Source organism: Pseudomonas sp. NFR16, from assembly GCF_900108875.1.
In the GTDB taxonomy this organism is placed as follows: Bacteria; Pseudomonadota; Gammaproteobacteria; order Pseudomonadales; family Pseudomonadaceae; genus Aquipseudomonas.
The window spans coordinates 306,995-322,808 of record NZ_FNYJ01000005.1; the positions used below are offsets into that span (position 1 = coordinate 306,995).

Here is a 15,814-nt window from a genome sequence, read left to right on the forward strand (position 1 = left end):
AACAACTAAGCTGGTTATACTTCAGCAATTGTAGGAATCTGGATACAGCCATGACAGAAGTTGCCCACATCGACGCCGCCCAACACGCCCCGTCTGTCATCCGGCAGTTGCTTGGCAAGTCTGCCATCAACTACCGCGAAGTCATGGACGACGAATCGCTGCCATCCGCACAGAAAGTGCAGGCCATTCTGGTGCATGACTCTGTCGGCGCGCTGCTGATCCTGTTCCCGCAAAACCAGCTGCTGGACCTCAACCGCATCACTGAACTGACCGGGCGCAAGTTGACCGCCGTGTCGCAAGAGCACCTGGACCAGATGCTCGGCAAGAACAACCTGCACACCCTGCCCGCCCTTCCGGCACTGACCAGCTCCCCTTGCCTGTATGAAGAGCGCATTCTGCAGGAACCTTGCGTACTGATCGATTCCGGCGAACCGGGCCTGTTGCTGGAGATCGGCAAAGACGATTTCAAGAGCCTGTTGACCAAAGCCAGCGCCGCCACGTTCGGCGAGCCAGTCACGCTGGTGCAGCCAAACCTGACACGTCCTGATGACGACCGCGAAGAAATCACCAAGGCCGTGCAGAACTTCACTGCCCGACGCATCCAGCAGCGCCTGGAAGCGACCGTGGAGATTCCGCCACTGGCCGACACGGCGCAGAAAATCATCAAGCTGCGAGTCGATCCGGACGCCACGATCGATGACATCACGGGCGTCGTGGAAACCGATCCGGCGCTCGCTGCCCAAGTCGTCAGTTGGGCGGCTTCGCCTTATTACGGCTCTGCCGGCAAGATTCGCTCGGTCGAAGACGCCATCGTTCGCGTACTGGGTTTTGATCTGGTCATCAATCTCGCGCTGGGTCTGGCGCTGGGCAAAACCCTGGCGCTGCCCAAGGACCATCCGCAGCACGCAACGCCTTACTGGCAGCAGTCGATCTACACCGCAGCGGTCATCGAAGGCCTGACCCGCGCCATGCCACGCGCCAAGCGCCCTGAAAGCGGCCTGACGTACCTGGCGGGTCTGCTGCACAATTTCGGCTACCTGCTGCTGGCGCATGTGTTCCCACCTCATTTTTCGCTGATCTGCCGTCAGATCGAGGTGAACCCGCACCTGCATCACAGTTTTGTCGAGCAGCACTTGCTGGGCATCACTCGGGAACAGATCGGCTCCTGGCTGATGCGCAACTGGGACATGCCAGAAGAGCTGGCCACCGCGCTGCGCTTCCAGCACGATCCGCATTACACGGGCGAGCATTACGAGTATGCGAACCTGGTTTGCCTGGCTGTGCGCATGCTGCGCAAGGAAGGGATCGGATCAGGCCCGATGGAAAGCATTCCGGACGAACTGTTCGAGCGCCTCGAACTGCCGCGCGAAAAAGCTCAGGATGTTGTGCAGAAGGTGCTTGAAGCCGAAGTGTTGCTGCGCGAACTGGCTTCTCAGTTTCATTGAGCGTCTTAGCCAACCGTCTGTGATACCTGGCGGTTGGAAACACCTGCTCGCGAAGGCGGCGGCATGAGCGACACATCCTCGTCAGATGTGCTTGCCCCGTCGCGAGCAACCCTGCCCCGCACACGCCGTGCGCCCAGCGCAAACCGGCGAGTGACCCGCTGGCGTTGCCCTAAGCGCTACTTCTTCTTCCTCGGCTGCAAATACTTCATCAAGCCCTGAAACCACATCACCAGCCCGGTATTGCCGACGATCTGGATGTTTTTGTCTTGAATGCCCTGCATGAATGCCAGCTGCTTGTTTTTGGCCTGCATCGTGGCGAAGCCGTAAGCGGCGTCCTTGAACGAGATTGCAAACGCGGGCGACGGAACTGTACCGCCGTGGCTGCTGACGCGCTGGTCGCGCACCACGTAATGGCGCGCAACCTTTCCGTCGGTGGTCTGCAACTGGAAAACCAGGTCTTTGCCCACCAGTTGTTGCTGGAAAGCCGGGTTTCTGCGGCTGGCGCGAACCATCAGCAGGCCGAGCATCCAGAGTAGAAAGCGAAATTTCATGTTCGACGCCTCATGCGATCACGTGCGGACAGCGCACAGGCGGCAGTGTAACGAGCTTGGACGTGACACGAACGAGGAGAACCGGCCGGTCGCAAAATGGCGAGCCAGACGCGTCCTCAGCATGATGTCGCGGTAGTTATCTCGCCCTGCGCTGGCGAGATAACGCCTGTATCGCAGGCATAAAATTGGGCACCCAATTCGATTGGCGTGCCCATTTCATGCTGTTCGCCCTCCGCAAGGCGTGCAGCGATTTATTTTTTCTTCGACGCAGGCGCTTTTTTCACCGTCTCGGGGTTGACGCTGTCTTTCAGGAATTTCCCAGGCTTGAATGCCACCGTGTTGCTGGCCTTGATTTTGACGGGCTCACCCGTCTGAGGGTTTTTACCGGTGCGCGCCCCGCGATGACGCTGCAGGAAGGTACCGAAGCCAACCAGAGTCACGCTGTCCTTTTTGTGCAAGGCGTTTGTGATTTCATCGAGTACGGCATTGAGAACACGATTGGCTTGTTCTTTGGTGAGATCTGCTTTTTCAGCAATAGCGGCTGCGAGTTCTGGTTTACGCATATAAAGCCTCTTTTACGGTTTTTTGTTTTTATGTCCCGTGCTGCCGATGAAGGGCAGCGAGCAGGTGCCGCAACGGCTCTACGTTGCGGCAGACGGGAATGAGGATGGCATGCCGCCGAGGCCCGCGCCAGTACGTGGGCCACGTTTGTTTGATCAAAAACGTGGCTTATCCGACAGAACGACCGTTATTTATGCCAACAAGGCAGGCAGGGCTTTGTTGAGCGCGAGTTTCTCCATGACAGCGGCGCCGGTCAGCGCGTATCCCAGAAGATTCCCGCTGCTGTCCCTGCACAGGGCCTTGATGTCGGCGCCCTCACCTTCAACGCTCCACTCGCCCGCCGAGCCCTTAGGGGGCGGCGACACGACCAACGGGCAAACCGGCGTTTTGACCGTCACCGGCATCGGCCCGTATTTCACAGGTGTCGGGGTGCCAGCAAGGGTTTGTGCCAGGGCGCGAGCGCAGTTCATCAACGGCATCACGTAGAGCAGATTCAACCCATCGACCTCGGCACAGTCGCCCAAGGCGTAAATGTTGGCGTGGGAAGTCTTGAGATGACGATCAACAACAACGCCACGCCCGATTTCCAGGCCGGCCGCGGCGGCGAGATCGGTGCGAGGCCGCAAGCCGATGGCCGAGACCACCAGATCACAGCGCAACACCTCGCCATCGGACAGATGCGCCTCAAGACCGTCCTCAACGCGCGCCAGCCGCGTCAGCACTGGCCCGAGGTGGAAACGCGCGCCAAGACTTTCCAGCCCGGCCTTTACAGCGCCTGCCGCAGCCGGGTGCAACAACGTCGGCATGACCTGCTCACACGGCGCAACGAGGTCGACTTCGTAGCCGCCCAGCATGAGGTCGTTGGCAAACTCACAGCCGATCAGGCCGACGCCCAGAATGAGCACGCGACGTTTGCCAGCGGCTGCTGCGCGAAATCGCGCGTAGTCTTCCAGATCGTTGATCGGGAAGATCGCGTCTGCTGCATCGCCGTCCACCGGAACGCGCACGGTTTCCGCGCCCCAGGCAAGAATCAGATCGCGGTAATACACCGACTCCTCGCCGATCCACAGACGTTTGTGTCCCGGATCAATACCGCTGACACGGGTGTGGGTGCGCACCTCTGCGTTGAGTTGCTCAGCCATCGCGCCGGGCTCGGCCATGCTCAGTCCGTCGGCTTCCTTGTTCTTGCCGAAGCCGGTCGAAAGCATGGGTTTGGAGTAGGAGCGGCCGTCATCGGCGGTGATCAGCAACAACGGTGTTTCGCTGTCCAGCTTGCGAAACTCTCGCGCCAGGTTGTAGCCGGCAAGGCCGGTGCCGACGATCACGACAGGTGCGCTCATTCATTTCTCCATACAGTTGGGGAAAGCAGCTTCTCAGCCGATTTGGATCATCTCGAAGTCCATTTTGCCCACGCCGCAGTCGGGGCACAGCCAGTCTTCAGGCACATCTTCCCAGCGAGTGCCGGGCGCGATACCGTCGTCCGGCCACCCGTCTGCTTCGTTGTAAATCAGGCCACAGACAATGCATTGCCACTTTTTCATCGCTCGGTTCTCTTGGTTTCAGGCTGGACGTCCCAGACGCTTCGCTGTCGTCGCGAAGTTTATCGAATGGGTCAGGCCTTTTACTGATCACAGCGCCATGACGCAAGTTTCATCGATTCACAGCCGCTGCACTTTTCCGGTGAGCGCTGGTTTTGCCAGTTCTACTAACGCCGCATGTCCTGGGAGGACCGGCTATAGCCGGGAAGGCGCCCGTGGCAACACCGCAAATGGATGACGCTCACCCCGGCCTCTTCCCGGCTGAAGCCGGTCCTACCTACCACCCACTGCCCGCGCCCCGTAGGACCGGCTATAGCCGGGAAGACTCAGGGTGCCTCAACGCAAAGAGGGTGAATGCTCCGGTCGTCGGCCAGAATCCGCAATCATGTTAAGCTCGCCGCCTCGATTGCCGCCAATATCTGCAGACCGTGATCCAGCAAAAACCAGCATGTGCGCTGCCTGAATGGCGTTCGCGCGAAGAACTGATCGACGCACCAGAGCCTGTTGTTCTTGAATGGCTGTTCCACGAAGACTCCCTGACTCGACGGCTGACTCGGCTTTCCAACGAAGGTTTCAGCGTTCTGCCGCTGTTCGAGGGATGGCAATGCCTGCGGGCCGACGAGTGCGCGGCGCTGCAGCTGCCTGAAAGCAGCGAGGGCTGGGTGCGCGAAGTCTACTTGCTGGGGCACGGCGAACAGTGGGTGTTCGCGCGCAGCGTCGCGGCACGCAGCGCACTGGAGCAGGACGGGTTGCACATGGACGAATTGGGCACCCGTTCGCTGGGTGAATTGCTGTTCAGCGACAAAGCGTTCAGCCGAGGGCCGTTGCAGATTTGCCATTACCCCGCATCGTGGTTGCCGTCGGCAGATCGGGATCAAGGTCTGTGGGGACGCCGCTCGTGTTTCACCCGCGCCGCGCTGAGCATTCTGGTCGCAGAGGTTTTTCTGCCAACCGTGTGGCGAGCCATTGATGCCGCCGATTCGACGAACCAGGAGCGCCGTTGATGTATCTGTCGTTGCTCAAATCCCTCAACCGCCTGCATCCGCGCGCCTGGGATTTCATTCAGTTGACCCGTGTCGACAAACCCATCGGTATCTATCTGCTGCTGTGGCCGACGCTCTGGGCGGTCTGGATCGCAGGCAAGGGCTCGCCCTCTCTGAGCAACGTCCTGATTTTCATCATCGGCGTGTTTCTGATGCGGGCTGCAGGTTGCGTGATCAACGACTTCGCTGACCGCAAGGTCGATGGTCACGTCAAACGCACCGAGCAGCGCCCTCTGGTGAGCGGCAAGGTCAGCTCGAAAGAGGCCTTGGTGCTGTTTGCGGTGCTGGTGGGACTGAGCTTTCTACTGGTGCTACTGACTAACTCGACGACCGTCTGGCTGTCGTTCGGTGGTTTGGCGCTGGCGGCCTGCTACCCCTTCATGAAGCGCTATACCTATTACCCCCAAGTGGTGCTGGGCGCTGCGTTCTCGTGGGGCATGCCGATGGCGTTCACTGCGCAGACCGGCGAACTGCCTGCCGCTGCCTGGCTTCTGTACATCGCCAATCTGTTGTGGACGGTGGGGTATGACACCTACTACGCGATGACTGACCGCGAAGATGACTTGAAGATCGGCGTGAAATCCACGGCCGTGCTGTTCGGCGATGCCGACCGGGTCATCATCCTGACGCTGCAGGGGCTGGCGCTGTTCTGCCTGATGCTGGCCGGGTCGCGCTTTGAGCTGGGTCTGTATTTCTTCCTCGGATTGCTGGTGGCCGCAGGATGCTTTGCGTGGCAGTTCTGGTCGACCCGCAACAAGGAGCCGCAGGCGTGCTTCAAGGCTTTCCTGCACAACCATTGGGCGGGACTGGCGATCTTCGTGGGGATTGTGGTCGATTACGCGCTGCGATGACCGTCATACGGTCAACGCAGCACACGATCAGTCAGGGTTTGGCTACGTGCCAGACGTCGCCTTTACCGTCGCCAGTCTTGTCACCAGCGGCCTTGTCGTCCTTGAAGGTATAGAGCGGTTTGCCTTTGTAGACCCACTGGGATGCGCCGTCTTCGCGTTTGATGATGGTCCAGTCGCCTTCGGCCTTGTCCTCTGCGCCTGCGGTCAGTGGCGGCCAGTTGGTCGCGCACTGGTCTTTGCACACGGACTTGCCGGCGGACGTGTCTTTGTCGAAGGTATAGAGAGTCATGCCGTCATGGGTAGTGAGCACGCCACCGGTGGTCATGGCAGGCGCGGCAGCGAAAGCCATGCCCGAGGATGCGAGCGCCGCGGCTGCCAACAGGCTCATCAGTGCGGAAGAAATTTTAGCCATAGATCAATCCTCTTTTTGTAAGTCGTTTTTATGGACATTCTTTGTAGGACAAGTCGACAAGCTTAGCGCTAGACCCAGCAATACGCCTAGCCCGAACTAACCTGTCACACGACTGCAATAATTCCGTTATCTAATGCGCCCCAAGACAGTTAAATGACATGAGGTTCGAGGCATGGTTGGCAGGAGCATTCTGATCGTCGACGACGAAGCGCCCATTCGCGAGATGATTGCCGTCGCACTGGAAATGGCTGGCTATGACTGCATGGAGGCAGAGAACTCGCAGCAAGCCCATGCCGTCATCGTCGACCGCAAGCCTGACCTTATTCTTCTCGACTGGATGCTGCCGGGCACATCCGGCATTGAGCTGGCCCGCCGCCTCAAACGCGACGAACTGACCGGCGACATTCCGATCATCATGCTGACTGCCAAGGGCGAGGAAGACAACAAGATCCAGGGTCTTGAAGTCGGCGCCGATGATTACATCACCAAACCCTTCTCTCCTCGCGAACTCGTAGCGCGCCTCAAGGCGGTACTGCGTCGCGCAGGCCCTAACGATGGCGAATCGCCGATTGAAGTCGGCGGCCTGCTGTTAGACCCGATCAGCCATCGCGTGACCATCGACGGCAAGCCTGCTGAAATGGGGCCGACCGAATACCGCCTGCTGCAATTCTTCATGACCCACCAGGAGCGCGCCTACACCCGCGGCCAATTGCTCGATCAGGTCTGGGGCGGCAACGTATACGTCGAGGAGCGCACGGTCGATGTCCACATCCGCCGTCTGCGCAAAGCCCTCGGCGACGCTTATGAAAATCTGGTACAAACCGTCCGCGGTACTGGCTACCGTTTCTCCACCAAAAGCTGAAAAAGCGTTTGGCAGCGACTCAGACCGCTGAAAACAAGGACGCGTTAATTGAACCACAACTGGCATGGCACTCTGATCCGCCACCTGCTGCTATTGGTCACGGCCTCGCTGCTGGCCGGCCTTATCAGCGGCCATTACGGCTGGTGCCTGGCTATCGGTCTGGGTCTGTACCTGGCCTGGACCCTCAAGCAGTTGCTGCGCCTGCATGACTGGCTCCGCCACCACAAACCCGATGAGCCGCCGCCGGATGGCTACGGATTGTGGGGCGATGTCTTCGACAGCATTTATCATCTGCAAAAGCGCGATCAACGTGTGCGCGGACGCCTGCAAGCAGTTATCGACAGGGTGCAGGAGTCCACGGCGGCGCTGAGAGACGCGGTGATCATGCTCGACAGCGAAGGCAATCTGGAGTGGTGGAATAGGGCCGCCGAGACGCTGCTGGGGCTCAAGACGCCTCAAGACAGCGGCCAGCCGGTGACCAACCTGGTGCGTCATCCGCGTTTCAAGGAGTATTTCGAACACGCCAATTACGCCGAGCCGCTGGAGATTCCTTCGCCGGTCAACGACCGCCTGCGCATTCAGATGCTCATCACCCGCTACGGGAATAACGAACACTTGATGCTGGTGCGTGATGTCACGCGCATTCATCAACTGGAGCAGATGCGCAAAGACTTCGTCGCCAACGTCTCCCATGAGTTGAGAACGCCGCTGACGGTGATCTGTGGCTATCTGGAAACCCTGCTGGATAACGTCGATGACGTAAACCCGCGCTGGGTCCGCGCGCTGCAGCAGATGCAGCAACAAGGCGGCCGCATGCAGACGTTGCTCAACGACCTGTTGCTGCTGGCCAAGCTGGAAGCCACCGATTATCCATCGGACAACCAGCCCGTCGACGTGCCGACGCTGCTGCAGAGCATCAAGAACGATGCCCAGGCGCTGTCGGGCAGCAAGAATCAGCAGATCACCCTGGATCTCGAGAGCGACTACAGCCTCAAGGGCAGTGAAGCGGAGTTGCGCAGCGCGTTCTCCAACCTGATCTTCAACGCGGTGAAATACACGCCCGCCGAAGGCAAGGTCCGCATCCGCTGGTGGGCCGACGCGCGTGGCGCGCATCTGAGCGTGCAGGACTCGGGTATCGGCATCGACAGCAAGCACATTCCTCGCCTGACCGAGCGCTTTTACCGCGTCGACTCAAGCCGCGCGTCGAACACTGGCGGCACCGGGCTGGGCCTTGCGATCGTCAAGCACGTCTTGCTGCGTCATCGCGCAACGCTGGAAATCAACAGCGTTCCGGGCAAAGGCAGCGTGTTCATCTGCAACTTCGCTCCCATCCAGATGACCAAGGCCTAGGCAAGCCCACGGATAGCGGCTAAATTGCGTCGCTTATGCCCTCCATTCGTGAGGGTTTATTTCATTCTTCTGTAATACGGAACCTGCAAAACTCCATCATGGACCCTTCCCCTGGTATTAGCCTGGCTTCAATTTTCGCCGACTTCGGCATGATTCTCTTCGCAATGATTCTGGTCCTGCTCAACGGTTTCTTCGTTGCCGCAGAGTTTGCCATGGTCAAGCTGCGCTCCACTCGTGTCGAGTCGATCGCCGAGAAAAACGGCTGGCGCGGCCGTATCCTGCGCACGGTACACAGCCAACTGGACGCCTATCTGTCGGCGTGTCAGCTGGGTATTACGCTGGCCTCCCTGGGTCTTGGCTGGGTCGGTGAGCCCGCCTTCGCCCATCTGCTGGCGCCGCTTCTGGAGACCCTGGGCGTGGATTCGCCTGAAGTGGTCAAGGGCGTGTCGTTCTTCACGGCCTTCTTCCTCATTTCCTACCTGCACATCGTGGTCGGTGAGCTGGCTCCTAAATCCTGGGCCATCCGCAAGCCTGAACTGTTGTCGCTGTGGACCGCGGTGCCGCTGTACCTGTTTTACTGGGTCATGTATCCGGCGATCTACCTGCTGAACGCCAGTGCCAACGGTATCCTGCGCATTGCCGGCCAGGGCGAGCCCGGGCCGCATCACGAGCATCATTACAGCCGCGAAGAACTCAAACTCATCCTGCACTCCAGCCGGGGTCAGGACCCGAGCGATCAGGGTATGCGCGTGCTGGCGTCTGCCGTTGAGATGGGTGAGTTGGAGGTCGTGGACTGGGCCAACTCCCGCGAAGACCTCGTGACGCTGGATTTCAATGCGCCACTCAAAGAGATCCTGGCGCTGTTCCGCCGGCACAAATTCAGCCGTTATCCGGTGTACGACGCCGATCGCGGCGAATTCGTAGGCCTGCTGCACATCAAGGACCTGCTGCTAGAGCTGGCGGCGCTGGATCACATTCCCGAATCGTTCAACCTCGCGGAGCTGACTCGCCCGCTCGAACGCGTGTCCAAGCACATGCCGCTGTCACGGCTGCTGGAGCAGTTCCGCCAAGGCGGCGCGCACTTTGCGCTGGTCGAGGAAGCGGACGGCAAAGTCATCGGCTATCTGACCATGGAAGACGTGCTGGAAGTGCTGGTCGGCGACATTCAGGATGAGCACCGTAAGGCCGAACGCGGGATTCTCGCCTACCAGCCCGGCAAGCTGCTGGTGCGGGGCGATACGCCGTTGTTCAAGGTCGAGCGCCTGCTGGGCATTGATCTGGACCATGTAGAGGCCGAAACCCTTGCAGGCCTCATCTATGACAGCCTCAAGCGCGTGCCTGAGGAAGAGGAAGTCATGGAGGTCGAAGGCCTGCGAATCATCATCAAGAAGATGAAAGGCCCGAAGATCGTGCTGGCGAAGGTGTTGAAGCTGGATTGATCAACAGCCTGGCCAGCGTCGCATTTGATTCTGGCCGCAGGCCGTAGGAGTTCAGCCAGGAGCGCTACGCGAACGATCCGGTCGTTGAATCAATTCCCGCCAATGGCGAAGTTCGGCAGGCTTTGGACCGGCTGCGAGAATTCGTAAGGAATCGATTCCAGCGCCAACCCGACATTGCGCTGCACCACGAAGTGCAGATGCGGCCCGGTGCTGTTGCCGGTATTGCCTGACCGTCCGAGCGGGGTGCCGACGGTTACTTTATCCCCTTCCCTGACGCTCACCGAACCCTGTTGAAGGTGCAGATAGACGCCCATGGTGCCGTCGTCGTGCAGGATGCGCACGAAGTTGCCGGATGGATTCGCGCCGCGTCCGGACTGGGTGTTTTCAGTCTTGATCACGGTCCCGCCCCGTGCCGCAATGATCTGCGTGCCTTCAGGCATGGCGATGTCGATCGCATAACGGCTCTTGGCGCCCACATGGCTGTATGAGCCGTTTGCGCCCTGACTGATACGAAACGGTCCGCCGACCCAAGGCAACGGATAGCGATAACCCAGGCCGCTTGCACTCACGCTGCGCTGCGGGTCGCCCATGATCGAGCGAAGACTCGGTTTGTAAGCCATCGCCCTGCTTGGAATCTGCGGACTCAGCGCGATCAGGCGTTCGTTGCTGCGGGCAGGAATGGTCCGACGGATCACCTGATCGGCAACGCCGACAACGTTTTTCACGCCCGACAGGCGCAGCTCGATCTCCACAGGCGCGAACAGATCATTACGCACGTATAGATTGTCGGCGCCCTTGGTTTTCTTGACGTTGAGCCGGACCTGACTGTCGATGCGTTCGACCATGCGCTCGCGCAGTTTCATCACCTGGGCGCCAGGAACGGGCTGGTCGGTAAACGAAACCACTCCATTGGCATCGGTGAATCTGTAAATGGTCACAGCTGCAGCAGTCTGCGCGGCCAGCAGCAATGCACAGACAACCAGCAAGCGCTCTAACATCTGGATAGGCCTGGTATGAAGACAATGGGGGCAAGCCTAGCAGCGATGCCGATGGAAAAGGACTCATCCGTATCAATCGGTAATAGACGAAGCGTCAAGGAAATCGCGTCAGGGTCAGCTGCGAAGCAATTTGCAAATTCTATGCAGGATGAGGATGCGCTTCGTCAGGCAGAGACGGAGCCATTGTGGGAGCGCGCTTTGCGTTGAGCCGCATTCACGGGCAAGCGCGCTCCTACAGGGGGTTGTGGCGAGCTTATGCGCCAGGCACGAAATGCTTTTGCGCCGTGCCGCGGGCAATCAGGCGCGACAGGTAGTCGAGCTTCTGGGTGTCCTGGTCGACGAAGCGGAACGTCAGTTGCAGCCAGTCGCTGTCGGGTTTCTGCTCGAACGCCGCGATGGCGTGCAGGTAGCCGTTCAAGCGCGCGACCTCGGCATTGTCGCCCTGCTCCAGATCCAGCACGGCGCTGTCGAGAATCTGCGGCAGCACTTCACCGCGACGCACCACCAGCAGCGCTTCCTTGAGCGTCAGCGCTTTGATCACACACTGCTGGTTGCCACTGGACAGCCGCAGCTGACCCTGACCACGTCCTGTCGGCTCAGACGGTGCTGCCGGTTTGGCCATCGGCTTGACCAGCGGTTGAGCCGGCGCCGACGCGGTTGGCGTGGCGCTCACGACCTCTGGACGGTTGCCGGTCAAGGCGCTGAGGGAGTCGTTGGCGAACGCTGCGTTCGCGCGCGCAGGACCGCTGCTCATCAACGCATCCAGCTTGCCCACTTTGTGCAACGCTTTCTTCACCTTGGTCAGCAATTGTTCGTTGGTGAACGGCTTGCCGATGAAATCCGAAACGCCGGCATGGATCGCCTGAATCACGTTTTCTTTGTCACCACGGCTCGTGACCATGATGAAGGGCATGGTTTTCAGGCTGTCCTGCTGACGGCACCAGGTCAGGAGCTCAAGCCCGGACATTTCCGGCATTTCCCAATCGCACAACACCAGGTCGAAGACCTCACGGGTCAGCAATACCTGGGCTTTACGGCCGTTGACTGCATCCTCGAGGTGAATTCCGGGGAAAGCGTTGCGCAGCCCTTTCTTGACGAGGTCGCGGATGAACGGCGCGTCATCCACCACCAAAACACTGACTTTACTCATCGACGCTCCTGATGGCGTGTGCACCGCAAATGGCGAGCATATCGCTGGCGGGTAGCCAGCTGCCAAACTGTTTGACGACACCGGGACATTTATTCGCGGGTGACTTAGGAATTAGGTGGCCTTGAAAACGGCCTTTTCTCCCAAAAAAAAGCCCGGCGTTCGCCAGGCGTTTTTTATCAGGCAATCTTATTTATCGTCAGGAGCGTCCGGAACATTAGGCTTTTCGGCGGACAGGCCTTTGACTTCTTCCTGCATGCGCTTGAGGCCCAGGTGACGCACGTCGGTGCCGCGCACCAGGTAGATCACCAGTTCGGAAATGTTGCGGGCATGATCGCCGATCCGCTCAAGCGAACGCAGCACCCAGATGACATTGAGCACGCGGGAGATCGAACGTGGATCTTCCATCATGTAGGTGACCAGTTCCCGCAAAGCGGTCTTGTATTCGCGGTCGATGGTCTTGTCGTACTGCGCAACGGACAAGGCCAGATCCGCATCGAAGCGGGCGAAGGAGTCCAGGGCGTCACGCACCATGCTGCGGACCTGATCGCCGATGTGGCGCACTTCCACATAGCCGCGCGGCGATTCGCCTTCTTCGCACAGCTGAATGGCGCGACGGGCGATCTTGGTGGACTCATCACCGATGCGCTCCAGATCGATCACCGATTTGGAAATGCTGATGATCAGACGCAGGTCGGAGGCGGCGGGCTGACGACGAGCCAGAATGCGCAGGCATTCTTCATCGATGTTGCGCTCCATCTGGTTGATGCGGTCGTCGACTTCGCGAACCCGCTGGGCCAGGCCCGAGTCGGCGTCGATCAGCGCGGTGACCGCGTCGTTGACCTGCTTCTCGACCAGACCACCCATTTCAAGCAGGTGGCTGCGAACTTCTTCCAGTTCAGCGTTGAACTGCTGGGAGATGTGATGTGTATGGCTGTCTTTGATCATGCTGAGTGTCCGTCCGATTGATTGCGCGGTGGTTCAGGGCTGACGAAACACGTGCTAGCCGTAACGACCGGTTATGTAGTCTTCAGTCTGCTTTTTGGTCGGATTGGTGAACAACGTATCGGTGTCCCCGAATTCGACCACCTTGCCCATGTACAGAAACGCGGTGTAGTCCGACACGCGCGCCGCCTGCTGCATGTTGTGGGTAACGATCACAATGGTGTATTTGGATTTCAGTTCGTAGATCAGCTCTTCGACTTTTAACGTCGAAATCGGGTCGAGCGCGGAGCACGGCTCATCGAGCAGCAGGACTTCGGGTTCGACGGCGATAGTGCGGGCGATCACCAGACGCTGCTGCTGACCACCGGAAAGCCCCAGCGCCGATTCGTGCAGGCGGTCCTTGACCTCGTCCCACAGAGCGGCGCCACGCAACGCCCACTCGACCGCTTCATCGAGCACGCGCTTTTTGTTGATGCCCTGAATCCGCAGGCCATAGACCACATTTTCGTAGACGGTCTTGGGAAACGGGTTGGGCTTCTGGAACACCATACCGACGCGACGACGCAGCTCTGCCACATCCTCGCCCTTGGTATAGATGTCGTGCCCGTAGAGCTTGATTTCGCCCTGCACGCGGCAGCCGTCCACCAGATCGTTCATGCGATTGAACGTGCGCAACAAGGTCGACTTGCCACAGCCCGACGGCCCGATGAACGACGTTACCCGCTGTTTCGGGATATTCATCTGGATGTCGAACAGCGCCTGCTTTTCCCCATAGAAAAGGTTCAGGCCCGGCACTTCCAGAGCGACGTTTTCGCTGGCCAGATCAAGCCCCTGGCGCTTGCGACCCAAGGCAGACATGTTGATGCCGTGGGTGTGGGGTTCTTGCTGCATGGTCTCACTCCGTTCGTAGCCGCAGCATCGAGCTGCAGCCGCCAGTTCGAGCAGAAGCGGCGTGCGGCGTTTTACTGGCCGCGTGTGGTTCGCCGCTTGCGGCTTTCAATCATTCTTCCAGCGCTTTGTACTTCTCGCGCAGGCGGTTACGGATCGTCACCGCCGACAGGTTCAACAGGGCAATGACCAGCACCAGCAACAGCGCCGTGGCATACACCAGCGGTCGCGCAGCCTCGACGTTGGGGCTCTGAAAGCCAACGTCATAAATATGGAAGCCAAGGTGCATGATCTTCTGATCCAGATGCAGGTAGGGATAATTGCCGTCCACCGGCAGCGATGGCGCCATCTTGACCACACCCACCAGCATCAGCGGCGCGACTTCACCGGCCGCCCGGGCCACAGCCAGAATCAGTCCGGTCATCATCGCGGGACTTGCCATCGGCAGGACGATCTTCCAGAGCGTCTCGGCCTTTGTCGCACCCAGCGCAAGCGAACCTTCACGCAGGGTCAGCGGAATGCGCGCCAGCCCCTCTTCGGTCGCCACGATCACTACCGGCACCGCCAGCAATGCGAGGGTCAGCGAGGCCCAGAGCAGACCAGGCGTTCCAAAGGTCGGGGCTGGCAGCGCTTCGGGGAAGAACAGCCGGTCAAGCGAGCCGCCCAAAACGTAGACGAAAAAGCCCAGCCCGAAGACGCCGTAGACGATCGCCGGAACGCCTGCCAGGTTGTTCACGGCAATGCGGATCAGCCGCGTCATCGGCCCCTGACGCGCGTATTCGCGCAGATACACAGCAGCGAGCACGCCAAACGGCGTGACGATGATCGCCATGATCAGGGTCATCATCACGGTGCCGAAGATCGCCGGGAAAATCCCGCCCTCGGTGTTCGCCTCTCGCGGGTCGTCACTCAAGAATTCCCACAGCTTCTGGAAGTAGAAATCCAGCTTGGTCAACGTGCCCATCGCATTGGGCTGGTAGGCGTGCACAACTTTACCCAGCGCAATTTCGACCTCTTTGCCATTGGCATCGCGGGCCGTCAGGCTGTCGCGGTTGAAGTCGGCACGCAGCGCGCCAAGACGCGCTTCGATGTCCTTGTAACGCGCGTCGTATTCGGCACGTTCAGTCGCCAGATCAGCCTGAGCGGCAGCATCGAGCTTGCCGTCGAGCTCAAGCTGACGCGTGCGCAGGCGCAAGCGCTCGATGCCGTGGTTGATCGCACCAATGTCCGACTTCTCAAGGCTATCGAGCTCATCGGAGATTTTCTCGATGCGCTTGATGCGCTCCTGCAATTGCGGCCATGCCGCCTCACCTTGCGCTACGACCTGTCCGTTCTCCTTGACGTTGACCAGGTAACCGTAAAAGTTGCCCCACTCCCGACGCTCGAGCGTCATCAACTCTGCCGGTTTGCGCTGATCCGTCAGCCATTCGCCGATGATCCAGCTGAAGTCGGTGGCATTGATGTCCCGATTGCCGACCTTGAACAGGTCGCGGGTCATGAATTCCGGTCCTTTGTCCGGGACAGGCAGGCCCGCGCCCTTAAGCCGTGCGCGCGGCACTTCTTCGGACTCAACCAGTTCACCGACCAATACGTGGCGGTCCTGACCTGGCACATCGTATTGGGCAGAGATCACGTCTGCGGGCCAGAAATGCCCCAGACCACGCACGGCGATAACCGCCAGCAGGCCGATGGTCATGATGACGGCAACGGAAACAGCCCCCGCGCTGAGCCAGACGCCGGGGCCGCCACTTTTGAACCAACGCTTGAGGGAGGTTTTTTTCATC

Annotated in this window: 16 protein-coding genes; 6 read left to right on the forward strand and 10 right to left on the reverse strand. The window is 59.6% G+C overall.

Going from position 1 to position 15,814, the window contains the following annotated elements:
• The first annotated feature begins 50 nt into the window (after positions 1-50).
• A complete protein-coding gene (locus tag BMZ10_RS20110) occupies positions 51-1,445 on the forward strand; it encodes an HDOD domain-containing protein (protein WP_093466297.1) in 1,395 nt (464 codons plus the stop codon).
• Between the two features lie 176 nt (positions 1,446-1,621).
• On the opposite strand, the gene BMZ10_RS20115 is transcribed toward BMZ10_RS20110, so the two are convergent.
• The 4 genes from BMZ10_RS20115 to BMZ10_RS20130 form a co-directional block, all read right to left on the reverse strand.
• Positions 1,622-1,996 carry a helicase gene (locus BMZ10_RS20115; RefSeq protein WP_093466299.1) on the reverse strand — a complete coding sequence of 125 codons (375 nt, stop codon included), beginning with the start codon at positions 1,994-1,996 and terminating at the stop codon, positions 1,622-1,624.
• 251 nt (positions 1,997-2,247) lie between these two features.
• Positions 2,248-2,559, reverse strand: coding sequence for an HU family DNA-binding protein (locus tag BMZ10_RS20120; RefSeq protein WP_093466301.1), 312 nt, complete (start codon positions 2,557-2,559; stop codon positions 2,248-2,250).
• A 189-nt stretch (positions 2,560-2,748) separates the two neighbouring features.
• Positions 2,749-3,897, reverse strand: coding sequence for an NAD(P)/FAD-dependent oxidoreductase (locus BMZ10_RS20125; protein ID WP_093466303.1), 1,149 nt, complete (start codon positions 3,895-3,897; stop codon positions 2,749-2,751).
• Positions 3,898-3,930: 33 nt separating this feature from the next.
• Positions 3,931-4,098 (reverse strand): rubredoxin, encoded by a 168-nt coding sequence (locus BMZ10_RS20130; protein WP_093466305.1) that lies wholly within the window; start codon positions 4,096-4,098, stop codon positions 3,931-3,933.
• A gap of 425 nt (positions 4,099-4,523) precedes the next feature.
• Here BMZ10_RS20130 and BMZ10_RS20135 point away from each other — a divergent pair, with 425 nt between their 5' ends.
• Positions 4,524-5,099, forward strand: coding sequence for a chorismate--pyruvate lyase family protein (locus BMZ10_RS20135; protein ID WP_093466307.1), 576 nt, complete (start codon positions 4,524-4,526; stop codon positions 5,097-5,099).
• Complete coding sequence (gene ubiA, locus BMZ10_RS20140; protein WP_093466309.1) at positions 5,099-5,989, forward strand: 4-hydroxybenzoate octaprenyltransferase; 891 nt, start codon at positions 5,099-5,101, stop codon at positions 5,987-5,989. Before BMZ10_RS20135 ends, ubiA begins: the two co-directional genes overlap by 1 nt.
• 31 nt (positions 5,990-6,020) lie before the next feature.
• Here the strand turns inward: ubiA and BMZ10_RS20145 are convergent, their stop codons facing one another.
• Complete coding sequence (locus BMZ10_RS20145; protein ID WP_093466312.1) at positions 6,021-6,401, reverse strand: COG4315 family predicted lipoprotein; 381 nt, start codon at positions 6,399-6,401, stop codon at positions 6,021-6,023.
• A 172-nt stretch (positions 6,402-6,573) separates the two neighbouring features.
• Between BMZ10_RS20145 and phoB the strand changes: the two genes are divergently transcribed.
• From phoB to BMZ10_RS20160, 3 genes are all read left to right on the forward strand, one after another.
• Complete coding sequence (gene phoB / locus BMZ10_RS20150; protein WP_062379821.1) at positions 6,574-7,263, forward strand: phosphate regulon transcriptional regulator PhoB; 690 nt, start codon at positions 6,574-6,576, stop codon at positions 7,261-7,263.
• 48 nt (positions 7,264-7,311) lie between these two features.
• Positions 7,312-8,613: a phosphate regulon sensor histidine kinase PhoR gene (gene phoR, locus BMZ10_RS20155; protein ID WP_093466314.1), complete on the forward strand. Its 1,302-nt coding sequence runs from the start codon at positions 7,312-7,314 to the stop codon at positions 8,611-8,613.
• 98 nt (positions 8,614-8,711) lie between these two features.
• Positions 8,712-10,052: a hemolysin family protein gene (locus BMZ10_RS20160; protein WP_093466316.1), complete on the forward strand. Its 1,341-nt coding sequence runs from the start codon at positions 8,712-8,714 to the stop codon at positions 10,050-10,052.
• Positions 10,053-10,141: 89 nt separating this feature from the next.
• Here BMZ10_RS20160 and BMZ10_RS20165 read toward each other — a convergent pair whose 3' ends face one another.
• From BMZ10_RS20165 to pstA, 5 genes are all read right to left on the reverse strand, one after another.
• Entirely contained in the window at positions 10,142-11,050 is a 909-nt protein-coding gene (locus BMZ10_RS20165) for a peptidoglycan DD-metalloendopeptidase family protein (RefSeq protein WP_093466318.1), read from the reverse strand.
• 253 nt (positions 11,051-11,303) lie between these two features.
• Positions 11,304-12,200: a response regulator gene (locus BMZ10_RS20175; RefSeq protein ID WP_093466322.1), complete on the reverse strand. Its 897-nt coding sequence runs from the start codon at positions 12,198-12,200 to the stop codon at positions 11,304-11,306.
• Positions 12,201-12,386: 186 nt separating this feature from the next.
• Complete coding sequence (phoU, locus tag BMZ10_RS20180; RefSeq protein ID WP_093466324.1) at positions 12,387-13,145, reverse strand: phosphate signaling complex protein PhoU; 759 nt, start codon at positions 13,143-13,145, stop codon at positions 12,387-12,389.
• A gap of 54 nt (positions 13,146-13,199) precedes the next feature.
• Positions 13,200-14,033 carry a phosphate ABC transporter ATP-binding protein PstB gene (gene pstB / locus BMZ10_RS20185; protein ID WP_093466326.1) on the reverse strand — a complete coding sequence of 278 codons (834 nt, stop codon included), beginning with the start codon at positions 14,031-14,033 and terminating at the stop codon, positions 13,200-13,202.
• Between the two features lie 109 nt (positions 14,034-14,142).
• On the reverse strand, positions 14,143-15,813 hold the full coding sequence (gene pstA, locus BMZ10_RS20190; protein WP_093466328.1) for a phosphate ABC transporter permease PstA: 1,671 nt from the start codon (positions 15,811-15,813) through the stop codon (positions 14,143-14,145).
• Position 15,814: the final 1 nt, after the last annotated feature.

Bases quoted from the DNA above. Each gene is read 5' to 3' on its own strand.
- BMZ10_RS20130 (WP_093466305.1), bottom strand. From the start codon at position 4,098: ATGAAAAAGTGGCAATGCATTGTCTGTGGCCTGATTTACAACGAAGCA.
- BMZ10_RS20115 (WP_093466299.1), bottom strand. From the start codon at position 1,996: ATGAAATTTCGCTTTCTACTCTGGATGCTCGGCCTGCTGATGGTTCGC.
- BMZ10_RS20125 (WP_093466303.1), bottom strand. From the start codon at position 3,897: ATGAGCGCACCTGTCGTGATCGTCGGCACCGGCCTTGCCGGCTACAAC.
- BMZ10_RS20145 (WP_093466312.1), bottom strand. From the start codon at position 6,401: ATGGCTAAAATTTCTTCCGCACTGATGAGCCTGTTGGCAGCCGCGGCG.
- BMZ10_RS20175 (WP_093466322.1), bottom strand. From the start codon at position 12,200: ATGAGTAAAGTCAGTGTTTTGGTGGTGGATGACGCGCCGTTCATCCGC.
- pstA (WP_093466328.1), bottom strand. From the start codon at position 15,813: ATGAAAAAAACCTCCCTCAAGCGTTGGTTCAAAAGTGGCGGCCCCGGC.
- BMZ10_RS20110 (WP_093466297.1), top strand. From the start codon at position 51: ATGACAGAAGTTGCCCACATCGACGCCGCCCAACACGCCCCGTCTGTC.
- BMZ10_RS20160 (WP_093466316.1), top strand. From the start codon at position 8,712: ATGGACCCTTCCCCTGGTATTAGCCTGGCTTCAATTTTCGCCGACTTC.
- phoU (WP_093466324.1), bottom strand. From the start codon at position 13,145: ATGATCAAAGACAGCCATACACATCACATCTCCCAGCAGTTCAACGCT.
- phoB (WP_062379821.1), top strand. From the start codon at position 6,574: ATGGTTGGCAGGAGCATTCTGATCGTCGACGACGAAGCGCCCATTCGC.
- BMZ10_RS20120 (WP_093466301.1), bottom strand. From the start codon at position 2,559: ATGCGTAAACCAGAACTCGCAGCCGCTATTGCTGAAAAAGCAGATCTC.
- ubiA (WP_093466309.1), top strand. From the start codon at position 5,099: ATGTATCTGTCGTTGCTCAAATCCCTCAACCGCCTGCATCCGCGCGCC.
- pstB (WP_093466326.1), bottom strand. From the start codon at position 14,033: ATGCAGCAAGAACCCCACACCCACGGCATCAACATGTCTGCCTTGGGT.
- BMZ10_RS20165 (WP_093466318.1), bottom strand. From the start codon at position 11,050: ATGTTAGAGCGCTTGCTGGTTGTCTGTGCATTGCTGCTGGCCGCGCAG.